Here is a 23,755-nt window from a genome sequence, read left to right as displayed (position 1 = left end):
ACGCTTCACCCCATCGGTGACGCAGGGTGTATGACACAGTCGAAAGAGAGACCAACGGTGACCGACATTCTGGTCCACACACTCAACGACGGAACGGCGAGCCCGGCGATCGGTCTGGGTACCTGGCCGATGACGGACGCGGAGGCGGAGGAGGCGGTGGCCGGAGCCCTCGCCATGGGCTACCGCCTCGTCGACACGGCGACGAGCTATCGCAACGAGACCGGCGTCGGCCGCGGTATGGCCCGCAGCGACGTCCCTCGTGAGGAGATCGTGGTGACGACGAAGGTCCCCGGCCGGCACCATGGATACGAGGAGACCCTGGCCTCCTTCGAGGCGTCCCGCGCACGGCTCGGCGTGGAGTACGTGGACCTGTATTTGATCCACTGGCCGCTTCCCCGCGTCGACAAGTACGTCGAATCGTGGCGGGCCATGATCAAGCTTCGTGCGGAGGGGCTCGTCCGTTCGATCGGTGTCTCCAACTTCACCGCCGAGCACATCGAGCGGCTGGAGAAGGAGACCGGCGTCCTGCCGTCCGTCAACCAGATCGAACTGCACCCCTACTTGCCGCAGGACGGCCTGCGTGCCTTCCACGAGGCCAAGGGCATCCGTACGGAGAGCTGGAGCCCGCTGGGCTGCGGCAAGGACCTGCTGGACGAACCCAAGATCGTCACCGTCGCCGAGGACCTCGGGGTGACCCCGGCCCAGGTGGTGCTGCGCTGGCACACCCAGCTCGGCGCGATTGTCATCCCCAAGTCCGCGAGTTCCGAGCGGCAGCGCGAGAACCTCGACATCTTCGGCTTCACCCTCAGCCCCGCCCAGATGCGGTCCGTCGCGGACCACGTCTCCCGGCGGCTGGGCGGGGACCCTGAGGTCTACGAGGAGTTCTGACTCCGCGGCAGGGTACCCACTACCTCCGGGGGGCCCGCGGGACGACCGGGAGCGCTCGCACAAGGCACGCCGTGGTCCGAGGACGCGCCGAACTCAGGCTGCCCGTTCGAGTGATCACAGCGTCGGCGGCACCACGATTGCCCGCGCGCGGCGAGAAGGCCGGATGGACCTGAGTCTTGCTGCGGACGGTGAGTTGATCTACGAAATATTGCCCAACGTATCAGCATCATCCGGCACGGACTCCGGGCCGGGATGCTGCGCCTCCTCGGGCACCGGCTCCGCCTGGGCGGGTGAGGCGTTCCAGATACCCGTGATCGCGGCGGTGGCGCACTGCCCACGGCGCGTACACGACCTGCGGCTATGTCCTCCAGTGCACGGCACCATGACCAGGTACGGCCGCGGACCATCCGGGTGCGGCTCCTCGCCGACGTCGTGGATGGTGGACACCGCTGGATGGTTGAGCGCGGCGGCAGCGTGGGCCTCGCGCCGGAAGCGGGCTCGCGACTGCGGATCGTGGGCCAGCTGTGAGGAGAGCAGCTTGACTGCGACGGTACGGCGCAGCTGCCGGTCCACACCCCGATGGACCGGTCCCATGCCGCCCTGCCCAGCTTCTCGACCAGCTCGTACCGGCCGCTGAGGACCCATATCCCGCCCCACCCACGCCTCCCGCGATTCAGAACCCCGGCGCAGCTTACGGCGCCACCTCGACGGGCCGATCGCCACCGCCGCAACCCGGCGGGTCGCAGAGCGGGCGCGCGAGCTCGCTGCCGGGCTTGCGCCTGGTGCACGGGAGGACGACCTGCCCCGCATGAAGGGCGTTCGAGCCGTTGAGGAGTATGTGCTGGGTGGCGATCACGCCGAAGCGGCACCGTCGCGATCGCGAGGCGAGGCACTGCGTGTGCAGGTGAGCAGGAGGGCCGCCGTGATCATGGACGGGCTCAGACCCGCGCCGAGAGTGAGTGCGACCAGGGCCGGTACGGACGTCAGCGATCCCGATCCGAAGACGGACCACAGTACGTCGCGGAACGCCCTCGCCACGCTGATCGCGATGCAGCCGGCGACCACCGATGCCTCGCCGATACGGCGGAGCCGGGTGCGCGGCGGACGCGCGATGAATCCGGCAACCGCGTTGCTGATCACGCAGAACACGAGGTTGGAGGTGGCCGCAACGAGCAGAAACCAGGCGATGAGCAGCGGATCCGTCCAGCGTTCGCCGATGGCCTGCGCACTGGTCACCGTCGCTGCCGCCAGCAGGCTCAGCACGACGAACACGGTCATCGTGCTGCGGCGCACCCAGGCCGCGGTGTCCGGACCGACCCAGCGCCGCAGCACGGGAACGCGCCGGCAGACGATGACGGCGTCGCCAAGCCAGCCGTGCCGCCAACCGCCGGACGAGCCGTGCCGACGACGACATCGCACGAGCGACGCTGCCGCCCTCACGGTCAGCACGGAGTTGACGATCAGCCCGCCGATCAGCATCGATGCCCCTCCAGAGACCGAGAAGGAGCCCCTGACGACGACTGCGGCCCACTCGGAAGCCAGCGGAGCCCGGCCAGCGTGAGCATCACCCCCGCCGCACGCAGCGTCTGCCGCGCCCGGTCCGCACCGCCCGGCGCCCGCCACGCGAGCAGCCGCAAGGCGATGACCAGCGCGAGCATCGGCACCGTGAACTGAACCAGGGACACCATCACGTCGTACGGGTCGTCCTGCCACGGGCTCGCCGCCCTGACCGTCTTGTCCTGGGTCTCCAGCACCGTCAAAGCCTCGAACGCAGCGGCGGCGCCAAGGGCTACCCAGACCACGGCCGAGGGCGCCCACCCGTTCTCCTCCATTGGTTCCATGAGTCGTCATAGTACGCATCTCGTACTACGTGACAAGTAGTATCGCGGCTCGTAGTATGAGGTCGGGAGACGAGGAGACCCATGCACAGCAACGACGCCCAGATGCTCGTTCTCACCGCCCTCGCGGACAGGTCGCTGCACGGATACGCCATCAACACGGCGATCGAGGAGTTGACCGGCCGCAGACTCGGCCCGGGCAGCCTCTACGGCGCGCTGTCCCGGCTGGAGGGGCGCGGGCTGATCCAGGCCGCGGACGAGGAGGGCGAGGCCCAGGAACGGCACCGCACCATGCGGATCACCGACGCGGGCCGCGACCAACTGCGCGCCGAACTCCAGCAGATGGCCCGGATCTCCGCCGCCGGCCTGCGCGCACTCGGGATCACCTCGGCATGAACGCGGCCACACTCCTGATCCGGCCCTACCCGCCGGCCGTGCGCGAGCGATGGGGCGAGGACATCAGTCACGAGGTGTCCTCCAGCGGAATCCGCTCCTGGCCCGGCCCTTGTGTGCATCGGGACCGGACTGGCCGTCGCCGCGGGCCAGAACGTCCTCGCCACCGTCGGCACCGCTCCTCGCCCGGACTCCCTTGCCGTGACGCCGGCGCTGGGTCTTCTGGCCGCCACGGCCATCAGCATCGGTCACTATCTGCGGCGGCACTGAGACGAACGCCCCGAAGAGGCGCCGGAGCGGCGGTCGCGGCGGATACGTGCGCTTCCCACCCGCCGCGCGGTACAGCGCGACAGCATCGTTCCTGAACTCCGCCGGATACGGGGACTTCCGTCCCACCAGGACACCCTTCCTCAGATCTGCAAGATCCATTGTCAGTGTGTCCACACCGCCGGTGTCGCCTCATTGCGGTGTGCCTCCTGTTTCGCGCACTCGCAGTCGGCATCCGGCGTCGGCTGTCGGAAAGCCCCCTCTGGCGATCGGGTTCGAACAGCAGGGGTAGACGTGTTGCGAGGGGCGGGAGGATGGGCGGGTGCTGTCCCGGGCCCGGGGTCTGACTCATGACTCTCTTGACCAAGGTGTCCAAGTCACACGGTGTCGGCCGTCGGTCGGGGATGGTGCGTTGTCGGTGCCGGGCTGGCGGGGCGTGTCCAGATAGGGGCCTGCCTGATGTTGTGGCGTTCTCACGATTCTGACCGTCTTACGCGGCCCGGCACCGGCAACGCGACAGGCCATCGGACCGGAAGGAGGAGTGGGAGGGGCATGTCCAGTGAGACCGTGCCCGGTGCGTCGTCGGCGCCGCGGACCCGCCGCCCTGTGAGGGAGGTGGTGCTGGGAGTGGATACGCACCGCGATGCGCATATGGCTGCGGTGCTCTCCTTGTCCGGGGCGGTTCTCGGCACTGAGGAGTTCCCGGCCTCCGCGGCCGGGTACCGTACCTGTGCGCGGTTCACCGACTTGGGCGGGCACGAGGAGGGTCGGTGACGAGGCGGTGCTGCAGGCCACTCGGATCACGCTGGGTCTGCTGGCCCACCGGATCGGCCAGCTCTCCGAGCAGATCCGCGATGTGGAAGCTCGTCTGGCCCGCCTCGTGAAATGTCATGCCCCGCAGCTGCTCGACGTGGTGGGGATCGGTCCGGACACGGCCGTCGCCTTGCTGATCACGGTGGGGGACAACCCGGAACGCCTGAACAGTGAGGCGTCCTTCGCCGCTTTGTGCGGGGTCAGTCCTGTCGAGCGTTCCTCGGGACGCCGGCAGTTCCGTCGCCTCAACCGTGGTGGCGATCGTCAGGCAAATGCCGCGCTCCACCGCATCGTGTTCACCCGTCTGCGGGTCGATCCGCGCACTCAGGTCTACTACGAGCGTCGGATCAAGGAGGGCAAGACCCGGCGTGAAATCGTCCGTTGCCTCAAACGCTATGCGGCCCGGGAGGTCTTCCACCTGGTCAAACAGCTGCAGCCCGCACCCCGCTCATAGGGGCCGTCGTGACAGATGAGAGGCTCAGACGAGTGAGCGAGACACCACCGAACACCCTGCAATACCGCTTTGACGGGCCAGAAGAGGCTCCCGTCCTGATCCTCGGTCCCTCACTGGGTACCACATGGCACATGTGGGACCGCCAGGTCCCCGAGCTGGTCAAGCAGTGGCGCGTCTTCCGGTTCGACCTGCCGGGGCACGGCGGCGCCCCCGCCTACCCGGCGGGCTCCGTCGGCGACCTCACCGACCGGCTGCTCGCCACGCTCGACCGGTTCGGGGTGCAGCGCTTCGGCTACGCGGGCTGCTCGCTCGGCGGCGCGGTCGGCATCGAGCTGGCGCTGCGCCACCCGGAGCGGCTCGCCTCCCTCGCGCTGATCGCCGCCTCGCCCCGCTTCGGCACTGCCGACGAGTTCCGCCGGCGCGGGGTGATCGTACGGACGAACGGGCTCGATCCCATCGCCCGCACCTCGCCCGACCGCTGGTTCACCTCCGGGTTCGCCGCCGCCCAGCCCGCGATCACCGAGTGGGCCGTGCAGATGGTGCGCACCACCGACCCCGGCTGCTACATCGCGGCCTGCGAGGCGCTCGCCGCGTTCGACGTGCGGGCCGGCCTCGCGAGCGTCGGGGTGCCGACCCTGGTCCTCGTCGGCTCCGACGACCAGGTCACCGGCCCCGCCGAGGCCCGCACCCTGGTAGCGGGCATCCCGGACGCCCGGCTCGCCGTCGTACCCGGCGCCTCCCACCTGGTGCCGGTCGAGCAGCCCGCCGCCGTCACCGACCTCCTGGTCAGGCACTTCTCCACCGCCTGGCAGCCCGCCTTCGACTCCAGCACCGGCCAGACGGCGATCCCCACCGCCCCCCTCACGCCGGTCCTCAACGCCGCGCCGCCGCACCCCGTGCCGATCGCCGAGATCGCACCGGCCGCCCCGGAACCCGGGACGACGGGCCGTGCCGATCCGTACGACACCGGCATCAAGGTGCGCCGCGAGGTGCTCGGCGACGCGCATGTCGACCGGGCGCTGACGCAGGCCGACGACTTCTCGGGCGACTTCCAGGAGTTCCTCACCCGCTACGCCTGGGGCGAGATCTGGGACCGGCCGGGGCTCGACCGCCGTTCCCGCAGCGTCGCCACGCTCACCGCGCTGGTCGCGGGCGGCCACCTGGACGAGCTCGCCGTCCACACCCGGGCCGCCCTGCGCAACGGCCTCACCCCCTCCGAGATCAAGGAAGTGCTGCTCCAGGCGGCCGTCTACTGCGGTGTGCCGGCGGCCAACAGCGCGTTCAAGGTGGTCCAGCGGGTCATCCGCGAGGAGACCACCCCCACCGAGTGAGCCGGGCGGTTCGCCCAGGCAGGATGGACCCATGAAGCTCACGAAGATGTCGCACGCCTGTGTCCGTCTGGAGAAGGACGGACAGACGCTCGTCCTCGATCCCGGCGCCTTCAGTGAGGAGGACGCCGCCCTCGGCGCGGACGCGATCCTCGTCACCCACGAGCACCTCGACCACTTCAGCGAGGAACGGCTGCGGGTGGCCCTGGACGCCAATCCGGCCGCCGAGATCTGGACGCTGAAGTCGGTCGCCGAGAAGATCGGGACGGCCTTCCCGGGCCGCGTGCACACCGTCGGCCACGGCGACACCTTCACCGCCGCCGGCTTCGACGTCCAGGTCCACGGCGAGCTGCACGCCGTGATCCACCCGGACATCCCGCGCATCACCAACGTCGGTTACCTGATCGACGGCGGCGCGGTCTTCCACCCCGGCGACGCCCTCACCGTCCCCGACCACGCCGTCGAGACGCTGATGCTCCCCGTCATGGCCCCCTGGAGCAAGATCTCCGAGGTCATCGACTACGTCCGTGAGGTCAGGCCCCAGCGCGCCTACGACATCCACGACGCCCTTCTCACGGACCTCGCCCGACCGGTCTACGACAGCCAGATCGGCGCCCTCGGCGGCGCGGAGCACCTGCGGCTGAAGCCGGGGGAGAGCACGGCTCTGTGAGTGTCAGTGCCGCCGGGTAGGTTGTCAGGCATGCGCATCGCGACCTGGAACGTCAACTCGATCACCGCACGTCTCCCGAGGCTGCTGGCCTGGCTGGAGAGCACCGGCACCGATGTGCTGTGCCTCCAGGAGGCCAAGCTCGCCGAGGAGCAGTTCCCGTTCGACCAGCTGCGCGAGGCGGGCTACGAGGCGGCGGTCCACGCGACGGGCCGGTGGAACGGCGTGGCGGTGATCTCCCGGGTGGGCCTGGAGGACGTCGTCAAGGGCCTGCCCGGCGACCCCGGTTACGACGGCGCCACGGAGCCCCGCGCGATCTCCGCGACCTGCGGCCCGGTCCGCGTCTGGTCGGTCTACGTGCCCAACGGCCGCGAGGTCGACCACGCGCACTACGCGTACAAGCTCCAGTGGTTCGAGGCCCTGAAGGCCGCCGTCGCCGGTGACGCGGCCGACACCCGCCCCTTCGCGGTCCTCGGCGACTACAACGTGGCGCCGACGGACGACGACGTCTACGATGTGGCCGCCTTCGAGGGCCTCACCCACGTCACCCCCGCCGAGCGCGCCGCCCTCGCCGCCCTGCGCGAGGCGGGTCTGTCGGACGTGGTCCCGCGGCCCCTCAAGTACGACCAGCCGTTCACGTACTGGGACTACCGCCAGCTCTGCTTCCCCAAGAACCGCGGCATGCGCATCGACCTGGTCTACGGCAACGAGCCCTTCGCGAAGGCCGTCACCGACGCGTACGTCGACCGTGAGGAGCGCAAGGGCAAGGGCGCCTCCGATCACGCACCGGTCGTCGTCGACCTGGACGTCTAGACCACGATCCGGACGCCTGGACCACGACTTGGACGTCCGGGCCTCGCTCCACCCGGCACGGTGGAAACGACAGCCCGCGCGCCTGTGGTGCACAGGGCCGAGTGAGTGACACGCTGAGCGTATGAAGATCCCTTTTCTGGGCGGCTGGAGTGAGAAGCCGGGGACCCGTGATCCCGAAGGCATCGCCGAACTCCTCTCCGAGTGCGAGCTCCTGCGCTCCCACGCCTCCCGTTCGGGTGTCCTGCTGGACGACACGGCGGCCTCGCTGGAGGCGCTCGACCAGCTCGTGCCGGGCTGGCGGGACGACGAGGAGATCCTGCTCTGGCTGGGCAACGACGCCGGGCTCTATCTGGGCACGGTCATCGTGCGGACCGTCCCCGGGGCGGCCTGGGATCTGCGCTCGGACGGCCAGCCCGTGATCCGGCTGGAATCGGGCCGCGAGTTCGACGTGGTGGCCTCCGGTCACGAGTGGGCCGCGAGCGGGGTGCCCGAGCTGTCGCAGCTCTACGCCGAGGTCGCCGAGGAGTGAATCCATGGCCGTAAGTACGGCGTAAATACGGCTTATGACCGAAAAGTGCGTGTCGTTCCTCACGTTCGATCTTGCCTCGATAGGTTGCGGCAACCACGACACAGCTGAGAGTGAGTAGGGCTGGGTATGGCCGTCGTCGATCCGTTGATCGAACTGCGTGACGTCAACAAGTACTACGGGGAGCTGCATGTCCTGCAGGACATCAACCTCACCGTCGGCAAGGGGGAGGTGGTCGTGGTCATCGGCCCTTCGGGGTCGGGCAAGTCCACGCTCTGCAGGACGATCAACCGCCTGGAGACCATCAAGTCCGGTTCCATCACGCTCGACGGGCAGCCGCTGCCCGAGGAGGGCAAGGCCCTCGCGAAGCTCCGTGCCGAGGTCGGCATGGTCTTCCAGTCCTTCAACCTGTTCGCCCACAAGACGGTTCTGCAGAACGTGTCGCTGGCCCAGGTCAAGGTCCGCGGCCGCAAGAAGGACCAGGCCGACCAGCGCTCCCGCCAACTCCTCGACCGGGTGGGCCTCGCCGACCAGGCGGACAAGTACCCGGCCCAGCTCTCCGGCGGTCAGCAGCAGCGCGTGGCCATCGCCCGCGCCCTCGCCATGGAGCCCAAGGCCCTGCTGTTCGACGAGCCCACCTCGGCCCTCGACCCAGAGATGATCAACGAGGTCCTGGAGGTCATGCAACAACTGGCCCGGGAGGGCATGACCATGGTCGTCGTCACCCACGAGATGGGCTTCGCCCGCTCGGCCGCCAACCGCGTGGTGTTCATGGCCGACGGCCGCATCGTCGAGGACCGCGCCCCCGACGACTTCTTCACCAACCCGGACAGCGAGCGCGCCAGGGACTTCCTCTCCAAGATCCTCAAGCACTGAGAGGAGCGACGGCCATGGCTTCGAGCCTCGACTACGATGGTCCGCTCACCCCCAGGGTGACGGCGACCGAACCTCCAGGGACGCTGCTGCCGGGTGGGGGACCCCCCACGGCCCGTCAGCCGTAGGGGGCAGCAGTCACAGAGCCCTACCCGCCCGGCGCCGGCCGGAGATCACTGCTCGCGCAGCGGAATCGACACGTACGACGGGTCGTTCGCCGGTGAGGAGAAGGTCAGCTGAGCGCCGGACGGGTTGTGCTCGATGTAGAGCGGGTCGACCGTGTCCACCACCAGGGCCAGCCGGTGCCCTGCCGGGACGTCGTAGGCCGTGGAGAACAGCTCGAGGTCGACGCCGAACGGCTTCCCGGGCGTCTGGCCGTGGAAGGTGTACGGCGCGTTGGAGACCAGCTTGCCGAGGCCGAGCGGCCCCACGTCGTAGAGGTAGGCGACGAGGGTGCCGCTCTCCTTGGTGGGGGTGACGGTGGTGTGCAACTTCGCGGTGCCGCGCACCTGTTGGGCGGTCGGGTACTTCTCCGACTGCCAAACGGCGGCCCAGCGGCGCGGAAGCAGCGGGATCGAGGCGACCGGGGGAGCCTGGGCGATCTGGTCGAGGATGCTGGACAGGAAGACGATCCCGCCGTCCGCGCCCGAGTCGACGTTGGTATGGATCGTGGTGGTGCCCGAGAGGGCGATCTTCTTACGGGTCGCGCCGACCGACTTCCAGTCCGGGTAACCCTCGTAGCCGCCCGTGGAACGGGACTTGAGCCGGACCGGCTCCTCGTGGTCGATCCCGTTGTCCGTGCCCTTGAGGTAGTGGTCGAACCAGCGCTCGGTGTCGGTCCACACGTCGTTGGGCAGGCCGAACAGTCCGGTCAGTTCGGCCGTGGCGTGGTCTCCGGGTCGGAACTCCAGTCTCTTCGGGCCGGTCAGCTTCTCGTAGAAGTCCGCGTACTGGTTGGGCGCGAAGACCGTGTCGCCCCACGCGTTGGCCATCATGACCGCCGCGCCGTTCTTGTTCAGTTGGTCCACGTATGTGGCGGCCGAACGTTTCTTCCCCCAATCGATCATCTCCTGTTCCTTCGACAGGTTCGACGCGTAGAAGTTGTCGAAGATCTGCCGGATCTCGGCGCTCTGGCGGCCGGTGACCAGGCTCGCGCCGTCCAGCAGGGCCCCGGCCTGGACGTGCTGGGTGCGTCCGGAGTAGATCGAGTCGATCAGGTCCGCCCAGCCGCTGAGCGCGGCGACGGCCTTGATGCGCTTGTCGTGTGCGGCGGCGAGGAGGCTGATGCCGGCGCCGTAGGAGACACCCGCCATGCCGATGTGCTGTGCGTCGGCGGGGGTGTTGGCGAGTGCCCAGTCGATGACCTTGGACGCGTCGGCGGTGTCGGGAGGGCCCGCCACTTCTATCTCCCCGCCCGACTGCCAGAACCCGCGGACGTTGTAACTGACCACGATGTAGCCGGAGTCCGCGAGCTTCTGGGCCTGGGCGAGGTACTCGATCTGGGGCAGGCCCCAGCTCGTGGGCAGGACGAGCAGCGGGTAGCGCCGGGAGCCGTCGGCTCCGGCGGGCGTGATGACGTTCGCCTTGAGGACGGTTCCGCCGTCGCCGGTGATGTCGACGAAGCGGACGGCGTCCGCCGCCTGGGCGGTGGGGGCGAGTCCGAGGGCGCTTCCGGCGATCAGGGTCGCGGAGACGGCGCCCACGGTGGTCGTACGCAGGGCCTTGCGAGGGTGTCCCACGGGTCACTCCCTACTCGTGTCAATGCAAAGTGACCAGACGGTAACCTCGACGCTTTACCGGAGGTAACCCGTCGGTAAGTTACGTGGGAGTAACGATTGTTGGCATGTGAATCAAGTCAGGAGGCGCGGTGGGAGTTGCGTGGAGCCGCGGTTGCCGGAAGAGGCGTCTTGGCCTCCCGGGTCACGTCCGCGACCAGCTCCACGACGTCCGGGCCGTACGCACCGGAGTTGACCACCCGCAGCAGCAGGACGAAGGTGCTGTCGCCGTACTTGCGGGTCAACCGCTCGTGGTTGCGGGCCAGATAGCGGGTCGCGGCCTGGTTGGTGATCGCGGTCTGGCCGCAGAAGAGGAACACCGGCCGGGCGCCGTTGCTCTGCTCGACGGTGAGCCGGGCGAGGAGGGCGTACTCGGACGTGCCGACCTCGACGCGGTAGCGCTCGGAGCCCACCTGGAAGGCACCGCGGTCCGGGCTCGGTTCGGCGTCCACGTTGACCCGGACGCCGGGCAGCAGGGACGAAAGGTGGGCGGCCATACGGCGGTTCGAGGCGGGGCCGCCGACGCAGAACTCGGTGCGCTCGCCGAAGCCCTGCCGTGCCGCGTCGTGCGGAAGGACCTGGGCGTGGGCGTTGCAGTCCTTGATGAGCGCGGCGAGCTCCAGGAGGGCGAACACGTCGTAGCGCATCACCGCGAGGTCCGGGCCGCCCGCGCCGCGGTTCACGACCAGCAGTGACTCGGAGTTGTCCGGCAGTCCGAAGAACGCCTGCTTGCGGCGGAGTTTCCGCTTCCACAGATACGTCCGGGCGAGCCAGCCGAGCGCGGCGCTGATGCCCGCCGCCACCACACCCAGGACGATGTTGCGCACGTCGTCAGTCATGTGCGCGCATGCTAGCGGGCCGACACGGCTGGTACGTACCGGTGTTCGATGTGTGGCATTCGCATGACACCTGACCCGATGGGGGGTGTCGGGGTCCCGGCGATGTGGTTACGCTGCGCGGACGGTCCTGGACTGGAGGTACGGATGCGTCGCCCTGTCGCACGGAAACTGTCGGTGCTGGCGGTCTCGGCCGCCGTGGTGTCGGTGGGGGCGGCGGCACCGCCGCAGACCGCCTCGGCACCCGGGAAGGTACCCGTCGCCGTCGGCTACGGCGGCGCCGTCTCCAGCGTCGACGCGGACGCCTCCGCCGCCGGCATCGAGGTCCTGAGGAAGGGCGGCAACGCGGTCGACGCGGCCGTCGCCACCGCCGCCGCGCTCGGCGTCACCGAGCCGTACTCCTCCGGCATCGGCGGGGGCGGCTACTTCGTCTACTACGACGCCAAGTCCCGTACGGTCCACACGATCGACGGCCGCGAGACGGCACCGCTGACCGCCGGCTCCGACCTGTTCGTGGAGAACGGCAAGCCGCTCGCCTTCGCCGACGCCGTCAGCAGCGGGCTGAGCGTCGGCACCCCGGGCACACCGGCCACGTGGGCCACGGCCCTGGGCGAGTGGGGCAGCAGATCGCTGGGCAGCGTTCTGAAGCCGGCCGAGCGGATCGCCCGGGACGGGTTCACGGTCGACGACACCTTCCGCTCGCAGACCGCGTCCAACGAGACGCGGTTCCGGTACTTCCCCGACACCGCGAAGCTGTTCCTGCCCGGCGGGCAGCTGCCGGTCGTCGGGTCCACCTTCAAGAACCCCGACCTCGCCCGCACCTACCAGGAGCTGGGCCGCAAGGGCGTCGGCGCGATCTACCGCGGCGACCTCGGCGACGACATCGTCGACACGGTGAACCACCCGCCCGTGGACCCGAGTTCGGGCTGGAACGCGCGGCCGGGCGAGCTGTCCGAGAAGGACCTCGCCGCTTACCGGGCCAAGCTTCAGAAGCCCACCAAGACCTCCTACCGCGGGCTCGGCGTCTACTCCATCGCGCCTTCCTCCTCAGGCGGCACGACGGTCGCCGAGGCCCTCAACATCCTCGAGCACACCGACCTCTCCAAGGCCAGTGAGGTCCAGTACCTGCACCACTACATCGAGGCCAGCCGGATCGCGTTCGCGGACCGGGGGCGCTGGGTCGGCGACCCCGCCTTCGAGGACGTACCGACGAAGGGGCTGCTGTCGCAGCGGTTCGCCGACTCGCGGGCCTGCCTGATCAGGGACGACTCGGTGCTCACGAGTCCGGTGGCGCCCGGGGACCCGCGCAATCCAGGGGCATGCGCGGATCGGGGCACGGCGGCTCCGACGACGTACGAGGGCGAGAACACCACGCATCTGACGGTGGCCGACAAGTGGGGGAACGTCGTCTCCTACACGCTGACCATCGAGCAGACCGGGGGCAGCGCGATCACCGTGCCCGGGCGCGGGTTCATCCTCAACAACGAGCTGACGGACTTCTCCTTCGTGCCGGCGAACCCCGCTGTGCACGACCCGAACCTGCCGGGGCCCGGCAAGCGGCCGCGGTCCTCGATCTCACCGACGATCGTGCTGGACCGGCACAACCAGCCCGTGGTGGCGCTGGGTTCGCCCGGCGGGGCGACCATCATCACGACCGTGCTCCAGGTGCTGACCGAGTTCGTGGACCGCGGGCTGCCGTTGGTCGACGCGATCGCCGCGCCGCGGGCGAGCCAGCGCAACGCCGCGCAGACCGAGCTGGAGCCGGCGCTGTACAGCAGTGGGGTGCGGTCCCAGCTGGAGGCGATCGGGCATTCCTTCAAGCTGAACCCGGAGATCGGGGCCGCGACGGGTGTGCAGCGGTTGCCGGGCGGGAAGTGGCTCGCGGCCGCCGAGACCTCCCGGCGCGGTGGCGGGTCCGCACAGGTGGTGCACCCCGCGCCGTAGTCGCCTAGGAGGCGTTCCCCGTACGGAATTCCAGGGCGCCCGCTTCGGCGTCCACCGTCACCTGGCCGCGCTCCTCGACCGTGCCGTCGAGGAGCATCCGGGACAGCTGGTTGTCGACCTCCCGCTGGATCGTGCGGCGCAGCGGGCGGGCGCCGTACTCCGGCTGGTAGCCGCGTTCGGCCAGCCAGTCGATCGCCCGGTCGGTGAAGTCGACCGTGATGCCCTGGGCGTGGAGCAGGCGGCGGGTCCTCTCCAGCAACAGCTTCGTGATCTCACGCAGTTGCTCTCCCGTCAGCTGGCGGAAGACGACGATCTCGTCGATACGGTTGAGGAACTCCGGGCGGAAGTGGTCGCGCAGGGGGCGCAGGATCTGTTCGCGCCTCGCCTCCTCGTCCGCGTCCGAGCCGCCCGCGCCGAACCCGATGCCGGCGCCGCGTCGGATGATCGCCTCGGAGCCCAGGTTGCTCGTCATCACGATCACCGTGTTGGTGAAGTCGACCGTGCGGCCCTGTGAATCGGTGAGCCGTCCGTCGTCGAGGACCTGGAGGAGGATGTTGAAGACGTCCGGGTGAGCCTTCTCCACCTCGTCGAGCAGGAGCAGGGAGTACGGGTGCCTGCGGACGACCTCCGTCAGCTGGCCCGCCTCCTCGTGGCCCACGTATCCGGGCGGGGCGCCGACCAGGCGGCTGACGGTGTGGCGCTCCTGGTACTCGCTCATGTCCAGGCGGACCATGCGCTCCTCGCTGCCGAAGAGGGACTCGGCGAGGGCGCGGGCCAGTTCGGTCTTGCCGACGCCGGTCGGGCCGAGGAAGAGGAAACTGCCGATCGGCCGGTCCGGGCTCGCGAGGCCGGCACGGGAGCGCAGGACGGCGTCCGAGACGACCCGTACGGCCTCGTCCTGGCCGACCACCCGCCCGTGCAGATGCCGCTCCAGGCCGAGCAGCCGGTCCTTCTCCTCCTCGGTGAGGCTGCTGACCGGGATGCCGGTGAGCCGGGACACCACCTGGGCGATGGCCTCCGTGGTGACCTCCAGGTGCTGGCCCTCGTCGGCCTCGCCGTCCCCGCCGGCCTCGCCGATCCGCTGCTTCAACTCGGCTATCCGGTCGCGTAGTTGGGTGGCCTGCTCGTACTGCTCGTCGGCGACCGCCTGGTCCTTGTCCAGGCTCAGCTGCTCGACCTCGCGCTCCAGGGCCCGTACGTCCGTGCCCTTCGTGCGGGCGCGCAGGCGTACCCGCGCTCCTGCCTGGTCGATGAGGTCGATCGCCTTGTCCGGCAGCCGGCGGTCGGGGAGGTAGCGGTCGGAGAGCTCCACGGCGGCCACCAGCGCCTCGTCGGTGTAACGGACCTGGTGGTGGGCCTCGTAGCGGTCGCTCAGCCCGCGCAGGATCTCGATCGCGTCCGCGGGGGTGGGCTCCGGCACCAGGATCGGCTGGAAGCGGCGGGCCAGGGCCGCGTCCTTCTCGATCCTGCGGAACTCCTCCAGCGTGGTCGCGCCCACGATGTGCAGTTCGCCGCGGGCCAGGGCGGGCTTGAGGATGTTGCCGGCGTCCAGGGAGCCGCCCTCGCCGCCACCGCCCGCGCCGACGACCGTGTGCAGCTCGTCGATGAAGACGATCAGCCGTTCGGAGTTGTCGCGGATCTCGCCCACGATGTTCGTCAGCCGCTCCTCGAAGTCGCCCCGGTAGCGGGTGCCCGCGACCACCCCGGTCAGGTCGAGGGCGAAGACCCGGCGTCCGATCAGCACGTCGGGCACGTCCCCGTCGACGATCCGCTGGGCCAGGCCCTCCACGATGGCGGTCTTGCCGACGCCCGCGTCACCGATGAGCACCGGGTTGTTCTTGCCGCGTCGGGACAGCACCTCGATGGTCTGCTCGATCTCCTCGTCCCGGCCGATGACCGGGTCGATACGGCCGTGGCGGGCCAGGTCGGTGAGATCGCGGCCGTACTTGTCGAGGGTGGGCGTGCTCGTGCCGCGCGATGTCTCACCGCTCGGCTGTCCCCCGTCCGGGGCCGCCTCGGGAGGCAGACCCGTGGGGGCGAACCGGGCCGAGTTGAGGATGTGCCCGGCGGCCGAGTCGGGGTTGGCGGCCAGGGCGCTGAGCACGTGCTCCGGGCCGATGTAACCGGCGCCCCGGGCCCGGGCCAGCTCGTGCGCGTCGAGCAGGGCGCGCTTGGCCGCCGGGGTGAGGGACAGTGAGGTGGGCGGCGGGGCCTCCTCCGGCTGGTGCTGGACGGGGCCGGAGCGTTCGTCGATCTCCGAGGCGAGCGTGTCGGGATCGGCTCCCGCCCGGCTCAGCAGGGTCCGGGTCGGCTCCGCGGCGAGCGCGGCCCGCAGCAGGTGCTGGGTGTCCAGATCCCGGCTGCCGTGCTCGGCGGCGTACTGCGCGGCGCCCCGCACCAGCTCCCTGGCCGGCTGGCTCAGCAACTGGCCGATGTTGATCTGCCGGGGGCCGGGACGCGGCCCGCCGAAGAAACGGGCGAGGAACTCTCCGAAGGCGTCATAGCCTTCCGGTCCGCTGAATCCGCTGGTCATGGCGTTCCCATCCGGCATCCCCGCGCGGGCCGGGGACACCCCTCGCTGATCGACGTGCCGGGGCCGGGTAACCCGGGTGTCAGCCGGTTACACCTTCGCACGGATGGGGGAGCGGGGCACACGCAGCGCTCGGCGGGCGACGCCGGTTCACCGAGCGTTTGCGGAGAGCCTGCTCAGCGCGCCGTCAGGACGCGGGGTCCCACGTCGGTGATGGCCACGGTGTGCTCGGTGTGTGCCGCGCGGGAACCGTCGTTCGTCTTCAGCGTCCAGCCGTCCGGCGCCGTGTGGTACTCGTCGGTGCCGCCGGCGATGAGCATCGGCTCGATCGCGAGCACCATGCCGTGCCGCAGCGCGAGCCCCCGCCCCGGGCGCCCCTCGTTCGGCACCGGCGGGTCCTCGTGCATACGGCGGCCGATGCCGTGGCCGCCGAAGTCGTCCATGATGCCGTACCCGCCGTCCCGGCAGACCGTACCGATCGCGTGCGCGATGTCGCCGATGCGGTTGCCCACGACCGCCGCCTCGATCCCGGCCGCCAGCGCCCGCTCCGCGGCCTCGATCAACCGGAGGTCGGCGGCGCGCGGTCTGCCCACGGTGAAACTGATCGCCGAGTCCCCTGCCCAGCCGCCGAGTTGGGCACCGCAGTCGATCGAGACGAGGTCGCCGTCGCGCAGCCGGTAGCCGGTCGGGATGCCGTGCACGATCGCGTCGTTCACGGAGGCACAGATCACGGCGGGGAAGGGAGTGGTGGCGAAGGTGGGGCGGTAGCCCAGGAAGGGCGAGGACGCCCCGGCCTCCCGCAGCACCCCACGCGCCACCTCGTCCAGCTCCAACAGGGAAACGCCCACGTCAGCGGCCTCTTGTACGGCGGTCAGGGCGCGCCCGACCACCTGTCCCGCCTCGTACATGGCATCCATCGATGTATCCGTCTTCAGCTCCACCATGCCAATTACTATACCGGTATTAGAATGGGTGCATGGTGCGCACCCCTCTCACTCCCGAAGAACACGAACGCGGCGAACGGCTCGGCCGGCTGCTGCGCGAGGCCCGCGGCGGCCGCAGCATGACGGAGGTCGCGACGACCGCCGGGATCTCCCCGGAGACACTCCGGAAGATCGAGACCGGACGGGCTCCGACGCCGGCGTTCTTCACGGTGGCCGCGCTCGCCCGGGCGCTCGGGCTGTCCATGGACGAGCTGGCCGGACTGTGCGAGTTGGCGGGCGTGTGACGGGAGTTCGCTCAGTGACCGGGAGTGCGCCGGGAGGCACCTGCTGCGCCTTTGCAAACTGCCTGTAGCCCGTTCGTAACACTGCTGGTGTTGCCTTACGGACCGGAGTGCTCCGGTCTAACGGGAGTTGAGCGATGGCAGTGGATCAACTCCCGGGTCGGATGCGGGAGTTCGTGGCCTATCTGGACGGTGTGCTGGCGCGCCTGGATCAGGGCGCCGGTTGGTGCGCGGTGTTCTGGCAGCGCGACCCGGACGGTATGCAGGCCTGCCTCGACGGCCGCGAAGTGCCGCCCTGGGACGTGGTCGAGGCGCTTCTGCAGGACCTCGCCGCGGAGTACGGCCCCGAGGTGGCCCACGCCGAGGCGGAGCGGGCCCGCCCCCTGCACGCCGCCGCCCAGGCCGCCCACGACGCCCGCCCCGGCGGCCGGGACGCCCTCGGCGACCGCTTCGACGTCATGCTCCGCGAACAGCGCTACGCGGCGGAACGGCAGGCCGAACTGGGCCGCCGGCTCGCCACCGCCACCACCCACGAGGAGGCCGATGCCATCCGCCTGGACCTCGCCTGGGCCCGCGACGACCACGAGCGCGCCGTACGGCGTTGCGCCGAACTCCAGTCCCGGATAGCCGAGTTGGACCACCGCGCGATGACCGACCAGGCCCGGGCGATCCGACGGGGGCGGGTCGGGGAGAGGGGCTTCGGGGGTGGCGCTGCCGGCAGCGGTCGAGGCGCCGAGTTCCCGAACATGCCGCAGCAGCGCGACGCGGTCATGGAGACAGACGCCGAAGCGCTCCACCCGGGGCACGCACCGCAGTCGACGGCCCCATCGGGATACGCCCCGTACCCGCAGGCCCCGGCGCAGGTCACCCGCCATGACGTGGAACCCCCGCAACAGCCCACCCCCGCCGCCCCGCCGCCGGAGGCAGCCGCCCCCAAGCGCAAGCGCCGGCGTGGCGGTGCCCGTTTCGCCGGTATGGGCGACGAGGGCGGCGCCCCCGTGGCCGTACCCCCGGCCGCCGTGCCCGACCTGCCCGCCGCGCCGGTGACGAAGGGGCGGACCTTGCGCGGGGCCCGTTTCGCCGGGGCCGCGGAGGTGCCGGCGGTGCGTGAGCAGGAGCGGGCCGAGCCGTCGGACATGGTGGCGCGGCGGGAGACCGCCGAGACGGTCACGACGCTGGTACGGCTGCGCTCGGAGGGGCGCACCGGCGAGGCGCACGCCCTGCTCGTCGAGGTCGCCCACTGGCCCGCCGACCGTTTCCCGCTGCTCGCCGCGGAGCTTCAGCGCGCCGGGCTCGGCGCCGACTGGACGTCCCTGCTGTGGGAGGCCGCCTCGCTGCCCGCCGACCGGCTGGTGGCCGCCGCGGACGCCCTGGTGGCGGCCGGGCGGAGCGTGGACGGCGAGCAGGTGCTCAGGCAGGGGGTCGCGCGACCCGCGGGCGAGATCGGCGCCGCCGTGCTCGCGCTGGCCGCAGAGGGCCGCCGCCGTGAGGTCACCGCGCTCCTCGACGCCTACGTCCGCGTCCGCACCCCCGAGGAGGCCGCCCGCAGCGCCGAGCCTGCCCCGCAGACCCTCGTACCGCTCCTGCTGGCCGCCGCGCGAGGCGTCTCGGACGAGCGGCACTGGGACCTGGTGCATGCCCTGCGGGTCGCCGGATTCTCCGCCTGACAGGTCCCCCACAATCCCGCCGACCGGGCACGTCACTCCTCCACTGGAGTGTGAAACGTGATCGACTTCGCGGGTTAACGACGATGGTCTTGGCAAGCCTCTCCAGGAGGCTTACGTTCGTCCCTCTACGGCTACATCTACGGGCGTAGAGGCTCTGACGTCCCGCCGAAGGAGCAGCTCATGGCCAACGTCGTACGTGCCGCTCTGGTCCAGGCCACCTGGACCGGCGACACCGAGTCCATGGTGGCGAAACACGAGGAGCACGCCCGCGAGGCGGCCCGACAGGGCGCGAAGATCATCGGGTTCCAGGAAGTGTTCAACGCCCCCTACTTCTGCCAGGTCCAGGAACCGGAGCACTACCGCTGGGCCGAGCCGGTACCCGACGGCCCCACCACGAGTCGTATGCAGGCACTCGCCCGCGAGACCGGCATGGTGATCGTCGTGCCGGTGTTCGAGGTCGAGCAGTCCGGCTTCTACTACAACACCGCGGTCGTGATCGACGCCGACGGCAGCGTCCTCGGCAAGTACCGCAAGCACCACATTCCGCAGGTCAAGGGCTTCTGGGAGAAGTACTACTTCAAGCCCGGCAACCTCGGCTGGCCGGTCTTCGACACCGCCGTGGGCAAGGTCGGTGTCTACATCTGCTACGACCGGCACTTCCCGGAGGGCTGGCGGCAGCTGGGCCTGAACGGCGCCCAGCTCGTCTACAACCCGTCCGCCACGCACCGGGGACTCTCCTCCCACCTGTGGCGCCTGGAGCAGCCCGCGGCCGCCGTCGCCAACGAGTACTTCGTCGCCGCCATCAACCGGGTCGGCGTCGAGGAGTACGGCGACAACGACTTCTACGGGACGTCGTACTTCGTCGACCCGCGCGGCCAGTTCGTCGGGGAGACGGCGAGCGACAAGGAGGAGGAACTGGTCGTCCGCGACCTGGACTTCGACCTCGTCGAAGAAGTGCGGCAGCAGTGGGCCTTCTACCGCGACCGCCGCCCCGACGCCTACGAAGGGCTGGTGCAGCCGTGACCGAGGACCTGCTGGGCCGCCACCGGGCCGTCCTGCCCGACTGGCTCGCCCTCTACTACGAGCAGCCGCTGGAGATCACGCACGGCGAGGGCCGGTACGTCTGGGACGCGGAGGGCAACAAGTACCTCGACTTCTTCGGCGGCATCCTGACCACGATGACCGCGCACGCCCTGCCCGAGATCACCAAGGCGGTCAGTGAACAGGCCGGGCGGATCATCCACTCGTCGACCCTGTACCTGAACCGGCCGATGGTCGAACTCGCCGAGCGCGTCGCCCAGTTGTCCGGTATCCCGGACGCCCGGGTCTTCTTCACGACCTCCGGTACCGAGGCCAACGACACCGCGCTGCTGCTGGCCACGACCTACCGCCGCAGCAACACGATCCTGGCGATGCGCAACAGCTACCACGGCCGCTCCTTCAGCGCGGTCGGCATCACCGGCAACCGCGGCTGGTCACCCACCTCGCTGTCCCCGCTCCAGACGCTGTACGTCCACGGCGGCGTGCGCACCCGCGGCCCGTACGCCTCCCTCGGCGACGACGACTTCATCGCGGCCTGCGTCGACGACCTCAAGGACCTGCTCGGCCACACCCGCCCGCCCGCCGCCCTGATCGCCGAGCCGATCCAGGGTGTCGGCGGCTTCACCTCCCCGCCCGACGGCCTCTACGCGGCCTTCCGCGAGGTGCTCGACGAGCACGGCATCCTGTGGATCGCCGACGAGGTGCAGACCGGCTGGGGCCGCACCGGCGACCACTTCTGGGGCTGGCAGGCACACGATCAGAGCGGCCCGCCGGACATCCTCACCTTCGCCAAGGGCATCGGCAACGGCATGTCCATCGGCGGCGTCGTCGCCCGCGCCGAGATCATGAACTGCCTCGACTCCAACAGCATCTCGACCTTCGGCGGCACCCAGATCACCATGGCGGCCGGCCTCGCGAACCTGACGTACCTCCTGGAACACGACCTGCAGGGCAACGCCCGGCGGGTCGGCGGACTGCTCATCGAGCGGCTGCGGGCCGTCGCGGCGCAGGTTCCGGGCGTACGGGAGGTGCGTGGGCGCGGTCTCATGCTCGGCGTCGAGCTGGTGAAGCCCGGCACGGACGAGGCCGACCCGCAGGCCGCGTCCGCCGTGCTGGAGGCGGCCCGCGCCGAAGGGCTGCTCCTCGGCAAGGGCGGCGGGCACAACACCAGCGCCCTGCGGATCGCCCCGCCACTGTCCCTGACCGTCGCGGAGGCCGAAGAGGGCGCCGCGATCCTCGAACACGCTCTGAGGAGCACCATCCAGTAGGTCCACAGCAAGGGAACACCGTCATGAGCACCACCTTGGAGCGCCTGGAGCCCCTGGAACCTCTGGAGCCGACCCTGTCGGTCCGCCAGGTCCTCATGCTGGAACGGGTGCTCGCCGGGGAGCCCGAGGTGGTGGCCGGTGCCGGCCAGCTCGACCGGGCCGTGCGCTGGGTGCACGTGGCCGAGGCCGCCGACGTCGGCGTGATGCTCAGTGGCGGCGAGATGGTCCTCACCACCGGCGTGCTGCTCGCCGGTGACGACGACAAGCAGACCGAGTACATCCGGTCCCTGCACCGGGCGGAGGCCGCGGCCGTGGTCCTCGGACTCGGCCGCGCCTTCCCGGCCCCGCCGGACGTGATGCGCCGGGCCGCCGAACGGTGCGGGCTGCCCATGGTCGTCCTGCACCGGCCCTTTCCCTTCGCCGAATTGACGGAGGAGGTCCAAGCCCGGCTGGTACGGCGGAAGTTCGCCGCCGTCAGCATGTCCGAGGCCGTTCGCACCGCGCTCACCGGACTCATCACCGCGGGCGCCCCGCTCCAGCGGATGCTGGACGAGATCGCCCACCACAGCGGCTGCCCCGTCGTCGTCACCAACCTCGCCCACCGCGTCCTCGCCACCGCGGGGGAGCGGTCCGCGGTGGACGACGTGCTGCGCGACTGGGAGCGCATCGCCCGCCAGGCCGGCGGCAGCGAGGGCGACGGCTGGATCCGCGCCGAACTGGGCGGGCGCGGGGAGCGCTGGGGCCAGATCATGCTGTGCGGCTACCGGGGCGACACGGCCACGGGACGCCTCCTCGCCGACCGCGCCGCCGAGTCCCTCGTCCTGCACCGCATGCTCGGCGGCACCTCCGCCCACACCTGGGAGGAACAGTCCGCGCAGAGCCTGCTCACCGACCTGGTCAGCGGGGTCGTACCGGCCCGGCAGCTGCTGCCCCGCGCGCGGGCGGCCGGGCTGCCCGTGAACCGGCGCACCTTCGTGCCGCTCGTCGTACGGGACGGTGACCCAGCCGAACTCGACCGGGTGCTACGGCTGTTGGGGCTGCCGGGAATCGTTGCCGAACTCGCCGACGGGGCCACCGCCGTCCTGCTGAGCCTGGCCCGGGACCAGGACGCCGCCGTGCTCACGGCCAACTTCGCGGCGCGGCTCACGGGAATGGTCGTGGCGGCGGCCGACCCTCGTACGGTGTGGGACGACGTTCCCGCCGGCATGCGCGAGGCCCGGCATGTAGCGGACGCCGTCGCCTCGGGGGTGCTCGACCTCCCGGCCGTCGTCCGCCTCAAGGACGTCCATCTGCGCGGCCTGATACGGCTGTTGCGCGACGACCCGCACGTGCAGTCCTTCGCCGAGCGTGAGCTGGACGGACTGCTGTGCGCGGCGGGAGACGATCTGCTGGCGGTGCTGCGCACCTACCTCGCCACCGGCCGCAACAAGTCCCGCACCGCCCAGCTCCACCACGTCTCCCGCCCCGCGCTGTACCGGCGGCTGGAAGCCATACAGGGCCGGCTCGGCGTCGATCTCGACGACTTCGAGCAGGCCGCCTCGGTGCACATCGCACTTCTCGCGCACGACGCGCAACAGGGCTGAAACATGTCACGACCTGGGAAAACGGCGGTGAAACATGGGCTCACGACAGGGTGACACCGTGGCACGCCCAAGGCCCGCGGACGTGACACCGTGCAACTCAAAGCAGCTTTTCGGACTTCCTAGTCTTCTCGCACACCGAGTGACCGGAGGTCCCGATGAGCAGAGTGATTCGTGCCGCCCTCTTCCAGACCGCGTGGACGGGCGACAAGGAGTCGATGATCCAGGTACACGAGCAGGCGGCCCGGGACGCGGCCGCGCAGGGTGCTCAGGTGCTGTGCTTCCAGGAGCTGTTCTACGGGCCGTACTTCTGCCAGGTCCAGGACAAGGCGTTCTACGAGTACGCCGAGCAGATCCCGGACGGCCCGATCGTCAAGCGGTTCCAGGCGCTGGCCAAGGAACTGGGCATCGTCCTGATCCTGCCGATGTACGAGGAGGAGCAGCCCGGCGTCCTCTACAACACCGCCGCGGTGATCGACGCGGACGGCTCGTACCTCGGCAAGTACCGCAAGCACCACATCCCCCAAGTCCCGGGATTCTGGGAGAAGTTCTACTTCCGTCCCGGCAATCTCGGCTGGCCGATCTTCGACACCAAGGTCGGGAGGATCGGTGTGTACATCTGCTACGACCGCCACTTCCCCGAGGGCTGGCGGGCGTTGGGCCTCGCGGGCGCCGAGATCGTCTTCAACCCGTCGGCCACCTCACGCGGACTGTCCGCCTACCTGTGGCAGCTGGAGCAGCCCGCGGCGGCCGTCGCCAACGAGTACTTCGTCGGCGCCATCAACCGGGTGGGCGTCGAGGAGCTGGGCGACAACGACTTCTACGGGACGACGTACTTCGTCGACCCGGAGGCCCAGTTCGTCGGCGAGGTGGCGAGCGACAAGGAGACCGAACTCGTCGTCCGCGACCTGGACATGGCCAAGCTGCGGGAAGTCCGCGACCGCTGGCAGTTCTACCGGGACCGCCGCCCGGACGCCTACCCCCCGCTGACCGCACCCTGACCGAACCGACCACCTTGGCAGGAGAGGG

The 23,755-nt window shown here is 70.3% G+C and carries 23 protein-coding genes; 17 read left to right on the top strand and 6 right to left on the bottom strand.

Translation table 11 applies throughout. The features are described 5' to 3' along the window. Positions 1–57 precede the first annotated feature (57 nt). Together ACIRP7_RS28875 and ACIRP7_RS28870 are read left to right on the top strand one after the other, a co-directional pair. Positions 58–888: an aldo/keto reductase gene (locus ACIRP7_RS28875; RefSeq protein ID WP_403665137.1), complete on the top strand. Its 831-nt coding sequence runs from the start codon at positions 58–60 to the stop codon at positions 886–888. A gap of 360 nt (positions 889–1,248) precedes the next feature. Then, entirely contained in the window at positions 1,249–1,416 is a 168-nt protein-coding gene (locus ACIRP7_RS28870) for a hypothetical protein (protein WP_403665135.1), read from the top strand. Between the two features lie 324 nt (positions 1,417–1,740). Here the strand turns inward: ACIRP7_RS28870 and ACIRP7_RS28865 are convergent, their stop codons facing one another. Continuing rightward, on the bottom strand, positions 1,741–2,367 hold the full coding sequence (locus ACIRP7_RS28865; protein ID WP_403665134.1) for a hypothetical protein: 627 nt from the start codon (positions 2,365–2,367) through the stop codon (positions 1,741–1,743). Next, complete coding sequence (locus ACIRP7_RS28860) at positions 2,361–2,729, bottom strand: hypothetical protein (protein WP_403665132.1); 369 nt, start codon at positions 2,727–2,729, stop codon at positions 2,361–2,363. The genes ACIRP7_RS28865 and ACIRP7_RS28860 overlap by 7 nt, the downstream gene beginning before the upstream one ends. Positions 2,730–2,810: 81 nt before the next feature. Here ACIRP7_RS28860 and ACIRP7_RS28855 point away from each other — a divergent pair, with 81 nt between their 5' ends. From ACIRP7_RS28855 to ACIRP7_RS28820, 8 genes are all read left to right on the top strand, one after another. Next, positions 2,811–3,122, top strand: a complete 312-nt coding sequence (locus tag ACIRP7_RS28855) for a helix-turn-helix transcriptional regulator (RefSeq protein WP_403665130.1) — start codon at positions 2,811–2,813, stop codon at positions 3,120–3,122. A 111-nt stretch (positions 3,123–3,233) separates the two neighbouring features. Next, positions 3,234–3,389, top strand: coding sequence for a hypothetical protein (locus ACIRP7_RS28850; protein WP_403665518.1), 156 nt, complete (start codon positions 3,234–3,236; stop codon positions 3,387–3,389). Between the two features lie 778 nt (positions 3,390–4,167). After that, positions 4,168–4,653: a transposase gene (locus tag ACIRP7_RS28845; RefSeq protein ID WP_403665128.1), complete on the top strand. Its 486-nt coding sequence runs from the start codon at positions 4,168–4,170 to the stop codon at positions 4,651–4,653. A gap of 32 nt (positions 4,654–4,685) precedes the next feature. Continuing rightward, complete coding sequence (gene pcaC / locus ACIRP7_RS28840; protein ID WP_403665127.1) at positions 4,686–5,984, top strand: 4-carboxymuconolactone decarboxylase; 1,299 nt, start codon at positions 4,686–4,688, stop codon at positions 5,982–5,984. Positions 5,985–6,015: 31 nt separating this feature from the next. Further along, positions 6,016–6,651, top strand: a complete 636-nt coding sequence (locus tag ACIRP7_RS28835; RefSeq protein ID WP_403665125.1) for an MBL fold metallo-hydrolase — start codon at positions 6,016–6,018, stop codon at positions 6,649–6,651. Positions 6,652–6,681: 30 nt separating this feature from the next. Beyond that, entirely contained in the window at positions 6,682–7,461 is a 780-nt protein-coding gene (locus ACIRP7_RS28830) for an exodeoxyribonuclease III (RefSeq protein WP_403665123.1), read from the top strand. Between the two features lie 121 nt (positions 7,462–7,582). After that, complete coding sequence (locus tag ACIRP7_RS28825) at positions 7,583–7,990, top strand: DUF6278 family protein (RefSeq protein ID WP_306974396.1); 408 nt, start codon at positions 7,583–7,585, stop codon at positions 7,988–7,990. A gap of 126 nt (positions 7,991–8,116) precedes the next feature. Continuing rightward, complete coding sequence (locus ACIRP7_RS28820; protein WP_356022428.1) at positions 8,117–8,863, top strand: amino acid ABC transporter ATP-binding protein; 747 nt, start codon at positions 8,117–8,119, stop codon at positions 8,861–8,863. Positions 8,864–9,033: 170 nt separating this feature from the next. On the opposite strand, the gene ACIRP7_RS28815 is transcribed toward ACIRP7_RS28820, so the two are convergent. Next, positions 9,034–10,599: a CocE/NonD family hydrolase gene (locus ACIRP7_RS28815; protein WP_403665120.1), complete on the bottom strand. Its 1,566-nt coding sequence runs from the start codon at positions 10,597–10,599 to the stop codon at positions 9,034–9,036. Between the two features lie 116 nt (positions 10,600–10,715). Further along, the gene (locus ACIRP7_RS28810; protein WP_403665118.1) at positions 10,716–11,474 is read right to left on the bottom strand and encodes a hypothetical protein; all 759 of its coding nucleotides are present in this window, start codon (positions 11,472–11,474) and stop codon (positions 10,716–10,718) included. Between the two features lie 144 nt (positions 11,475–11,618). Between ACIRP7_RS28810 and ggt the strand changes: the two genes are divergently transcribed. After that, positions 11,619–13,415 (top strand): gamma-glutamyltransferase, encoded by a 1,797-nt coding sequence (gene ggt, locus ACIRP7_RS28805; protein ID WP_403665116.1) that lies wholly within the window; start codon positions 11,619–11,621, stop codon positions 13,413–13,415. A 4-nt stretch (positions 13,416–13,419) separates the two neighbouring features. Here ggt and ACIRP7_RS28800 read toward each other — a convergent pair whose 3' ends face one another. Next, complete coding sequence (locus ACIRP7_RS28800; protein WP_403665114.1) at positions 13,420–15,948, bottom strand: ATP-dependent Clp protease ATP-binding subunit; 2,529 nt, start codon at positions 15,946–15,948, stop codon at positions 13,420–13,422. 173 nt (positions 15,949–16,121) lie between these two features. Continuing rightward, positions 16,122–16,889, bottom strand: a complete 768-nt coding sequence (gene map, locus ACIRP7_RS28795; protein ID WP_403665112.1) for a type I methionyl aminopeptidase — start codon at positions 16,887–16,889, stop codon at positions 16,122–16,124. Positions 16,890–16,921: 32 nt separating this feature from the next. Between map and ACIRP7_RS28790 the strand changes: the two genes are divergently transcribed. From ACIRP7_RS28790 to ACIRP7_RS28765, 6 genes are all read left to right on the top strand, one after another. Further along, the gene (locus tag ACIRP7_RS28790; RefSeq protein WP_352381469.1) at positions 16,922–17,173 is read left to right on the top strand and encodes a helix-turn-helix transcriptional regulator; all 252 of its coding nucleotides are present in this window, start codon (positions 16,922–16,924) and stop codon (positions 17,171–17,173) included. Between the two features lie 134 nt (positions 17,174–17,307). Beyond that, positions 17,308–18,837: a hypothetical protein gene (locus tag ACIRP7_RS28785; protein WP_403665110.1), complete on the top strand. Its 1,530-nt coding sequence runs from the start codon at positions 17,308–17,310 to the stop codon at positions 18,835–18,837. 180 nt (positions 18,838–19,017) lie between these two features. Beyond that, positions 19,018–19,860, top strand: coding sequence for a nitrilase-related carbon-nitrogen hydrolase (locus ACIRP7_RS28780; RefSeq protein WP_403665108.1), 843 nt, complete (start codon positions 19,018–19,020; stop codon positions 19,858–19,860). After that, entirely contained in the window at positions 19,857–21,146 is a 1,290-nt protein-coding gene (locus ACIRP7_RS28775; protein ID WP_403665106.1) for an aspartate aminotransferase family protein, read from the top strand. Before ACIRP7_RS28780 ends, ACIRP7_RS28775 begins: the two co-directional genes overlap by 4 nt. A gap of 23 nt (positions 21,147–21,169) precedes the next feature. After that, positions 21,170–22,729: a PucR family transcriptional regulator gene (locus tag ACIRP7_RS28770; protein WP_403665104.1), complete on the top strand. Its 1,560-nt coding sequence runs from the start codon at positions 21,170–21,172 to the stop codon at positions 22,727–22,729. Positions 22,730–22,884: 155 nt separating this feature from the next. Beyond that, the gene (locus tag ACIRP7_RS28765) at positions 22,885–23,727 is read left to right on the top strand and encodes a nitrilase-related carbon-nitrogen hydrolase (protein WP_164421243.1); all 843 of its coding nucleotides are present in this window, start codon (positions 22,885–22,887) and stop codon (positions 23,725–23,727) included. The last annotated feature ends 28 nt before the right edge of the window (positions 23,728–23,755 follow it).

This window comes from Streptomyces sp. NPDC102270 (assembly GCF_044766405.1).
In the GTDB taxonomy this organism is placed as follows: Bacteria; Actinomycetota; Actinomycetes; order Streptomycetales; family Streptomycetaceae; genus Streptomyces.
The sequence above is the reverse complement of the archived record's forward strand: the minus strand, read 5'-3'. Positions and strand labels throughout refer to the sequence as shown.

Bases quoted from the DNA above. Each gene is read 5' to 3' on its own strand.
- ACIRP7_RS28825 (WP_306974396.1), top strand. From the start codon at position 7,583: ATGAAGATCCCTTTTCTGGGCGGCTGGAGTGAGAAGCCGGGGACCCGT.
- ACIRP7_RS28860 (WP_403665132.1), bottom strand. From the start codon at position 2,729: ATGGAACCAATGGAGGAGAACGGGTGGGCGCCCTCGGCCGTGGTCTGG.
- ACIRP7_RS28780 (WP_403665108.1), top strand. From the start codon at position 19,018: ATGGCCAACGTCGTACGTGCCGCTCTGGTCCAGGCCACCTGGACCGGC.
- ACIRP7_RS28810 (WP_403665118.1), bottom strand. From the start codon at position 11,474: ATGACTGACGACGTGCGCAACATCGTCCTGGGTGTGGTGGCGGCGGGC.
- ACIRP7_RS28770 (WP_403665104.1), top strand. From the start codon at position 21,170: ATGAGCACCACCTTGGAGCGCCTGGAGCCCCTGGAACCTCTGGAGCCG.
- ACIRP7_RS28865 (WP_403665134.1), bottom strand. From the start codon at position 2,367: ATGCTGATCGGCGGGCTGATCGTCAACTCCGTGCTGACCGTGAGGGCG.
- ACIRP7_RS28800 (WP_403665114.1), bottom strand. From the start codon at position 15,948: ATGACCAGCGGATTCAGCGGACCGGAAGGCTATGACGCCTTCGGAGAG.
- ACIRP7_RS28835 (WP_403665125.1), top strand. From the start codon at position 6,016: ATGAAGCTCACGAAGATGTCGCACGCCTGTGTCCGTCTGGAGAAGGAC.
- ACIRP7_RS28830 (WP_403665123.1), top strand. From the start codon at position 6,682: ATGCGCATCGCGACCTGGAACGTCAACTCGATCACCGCACGTCTCCCG.
- ACIRP7_RS28820 (WP_356022428.1), top strand. From the start codon at position 8,117: ATGGCCGTCGTCGATCCGTTGATCGAACTGCGTGACGTCAACAAGTAC.
- ACIRP7_RS28790 (WP_352381469.1), top strand. From the start codon at position 16,922: ATGGTGCGCACCCCTCTCACTCCCGAAGAACACGAACGCGGCGAACGG.
- ACIRP7_RS28765 (WP_164421243.1), top strand. From the start codon at position 22,885: ATGAGCAGAGTGATTCGTGCCGCCCTCTTCCAGACCGCGTGGACGGGC.
- map (WP_403665112.1), bottom strand. From the start codon at position 16,889: ATGGTGGAGCTGAAGACGGATACATCGATGGATGCCATGTACGAGGCG.
- ACIRP7_RS28785 (WP_403665110.1), top strand. From the start codon at position 17,308: ATGGCAGTGGATCAACTCCCGGGTCGGATGCGGGAGTTCGTGGCCTAT.
- ggt (WP_403665116.1), top strand. From the start codon at position 11,619: ATGCGTCGCCCTGTCGCACGGAAACTGTCGGTGCTGGCGGTCTCGGCC.
- ACIRP7_RS28855 (WP_403665130.1), top strand. From the start codon at position 2,811: ATGCACAGCAACGACGCCCAGATGCTCGTTCTCACCGCCCTCGCGGAC.
- ACIRP7_RS28870 (WP_403665135.1), top strand. From the start codon at position 1,249: ATGTCCTCCAGTGCACGGCACCATGACCAGGTACGGCCGCGGACCATC.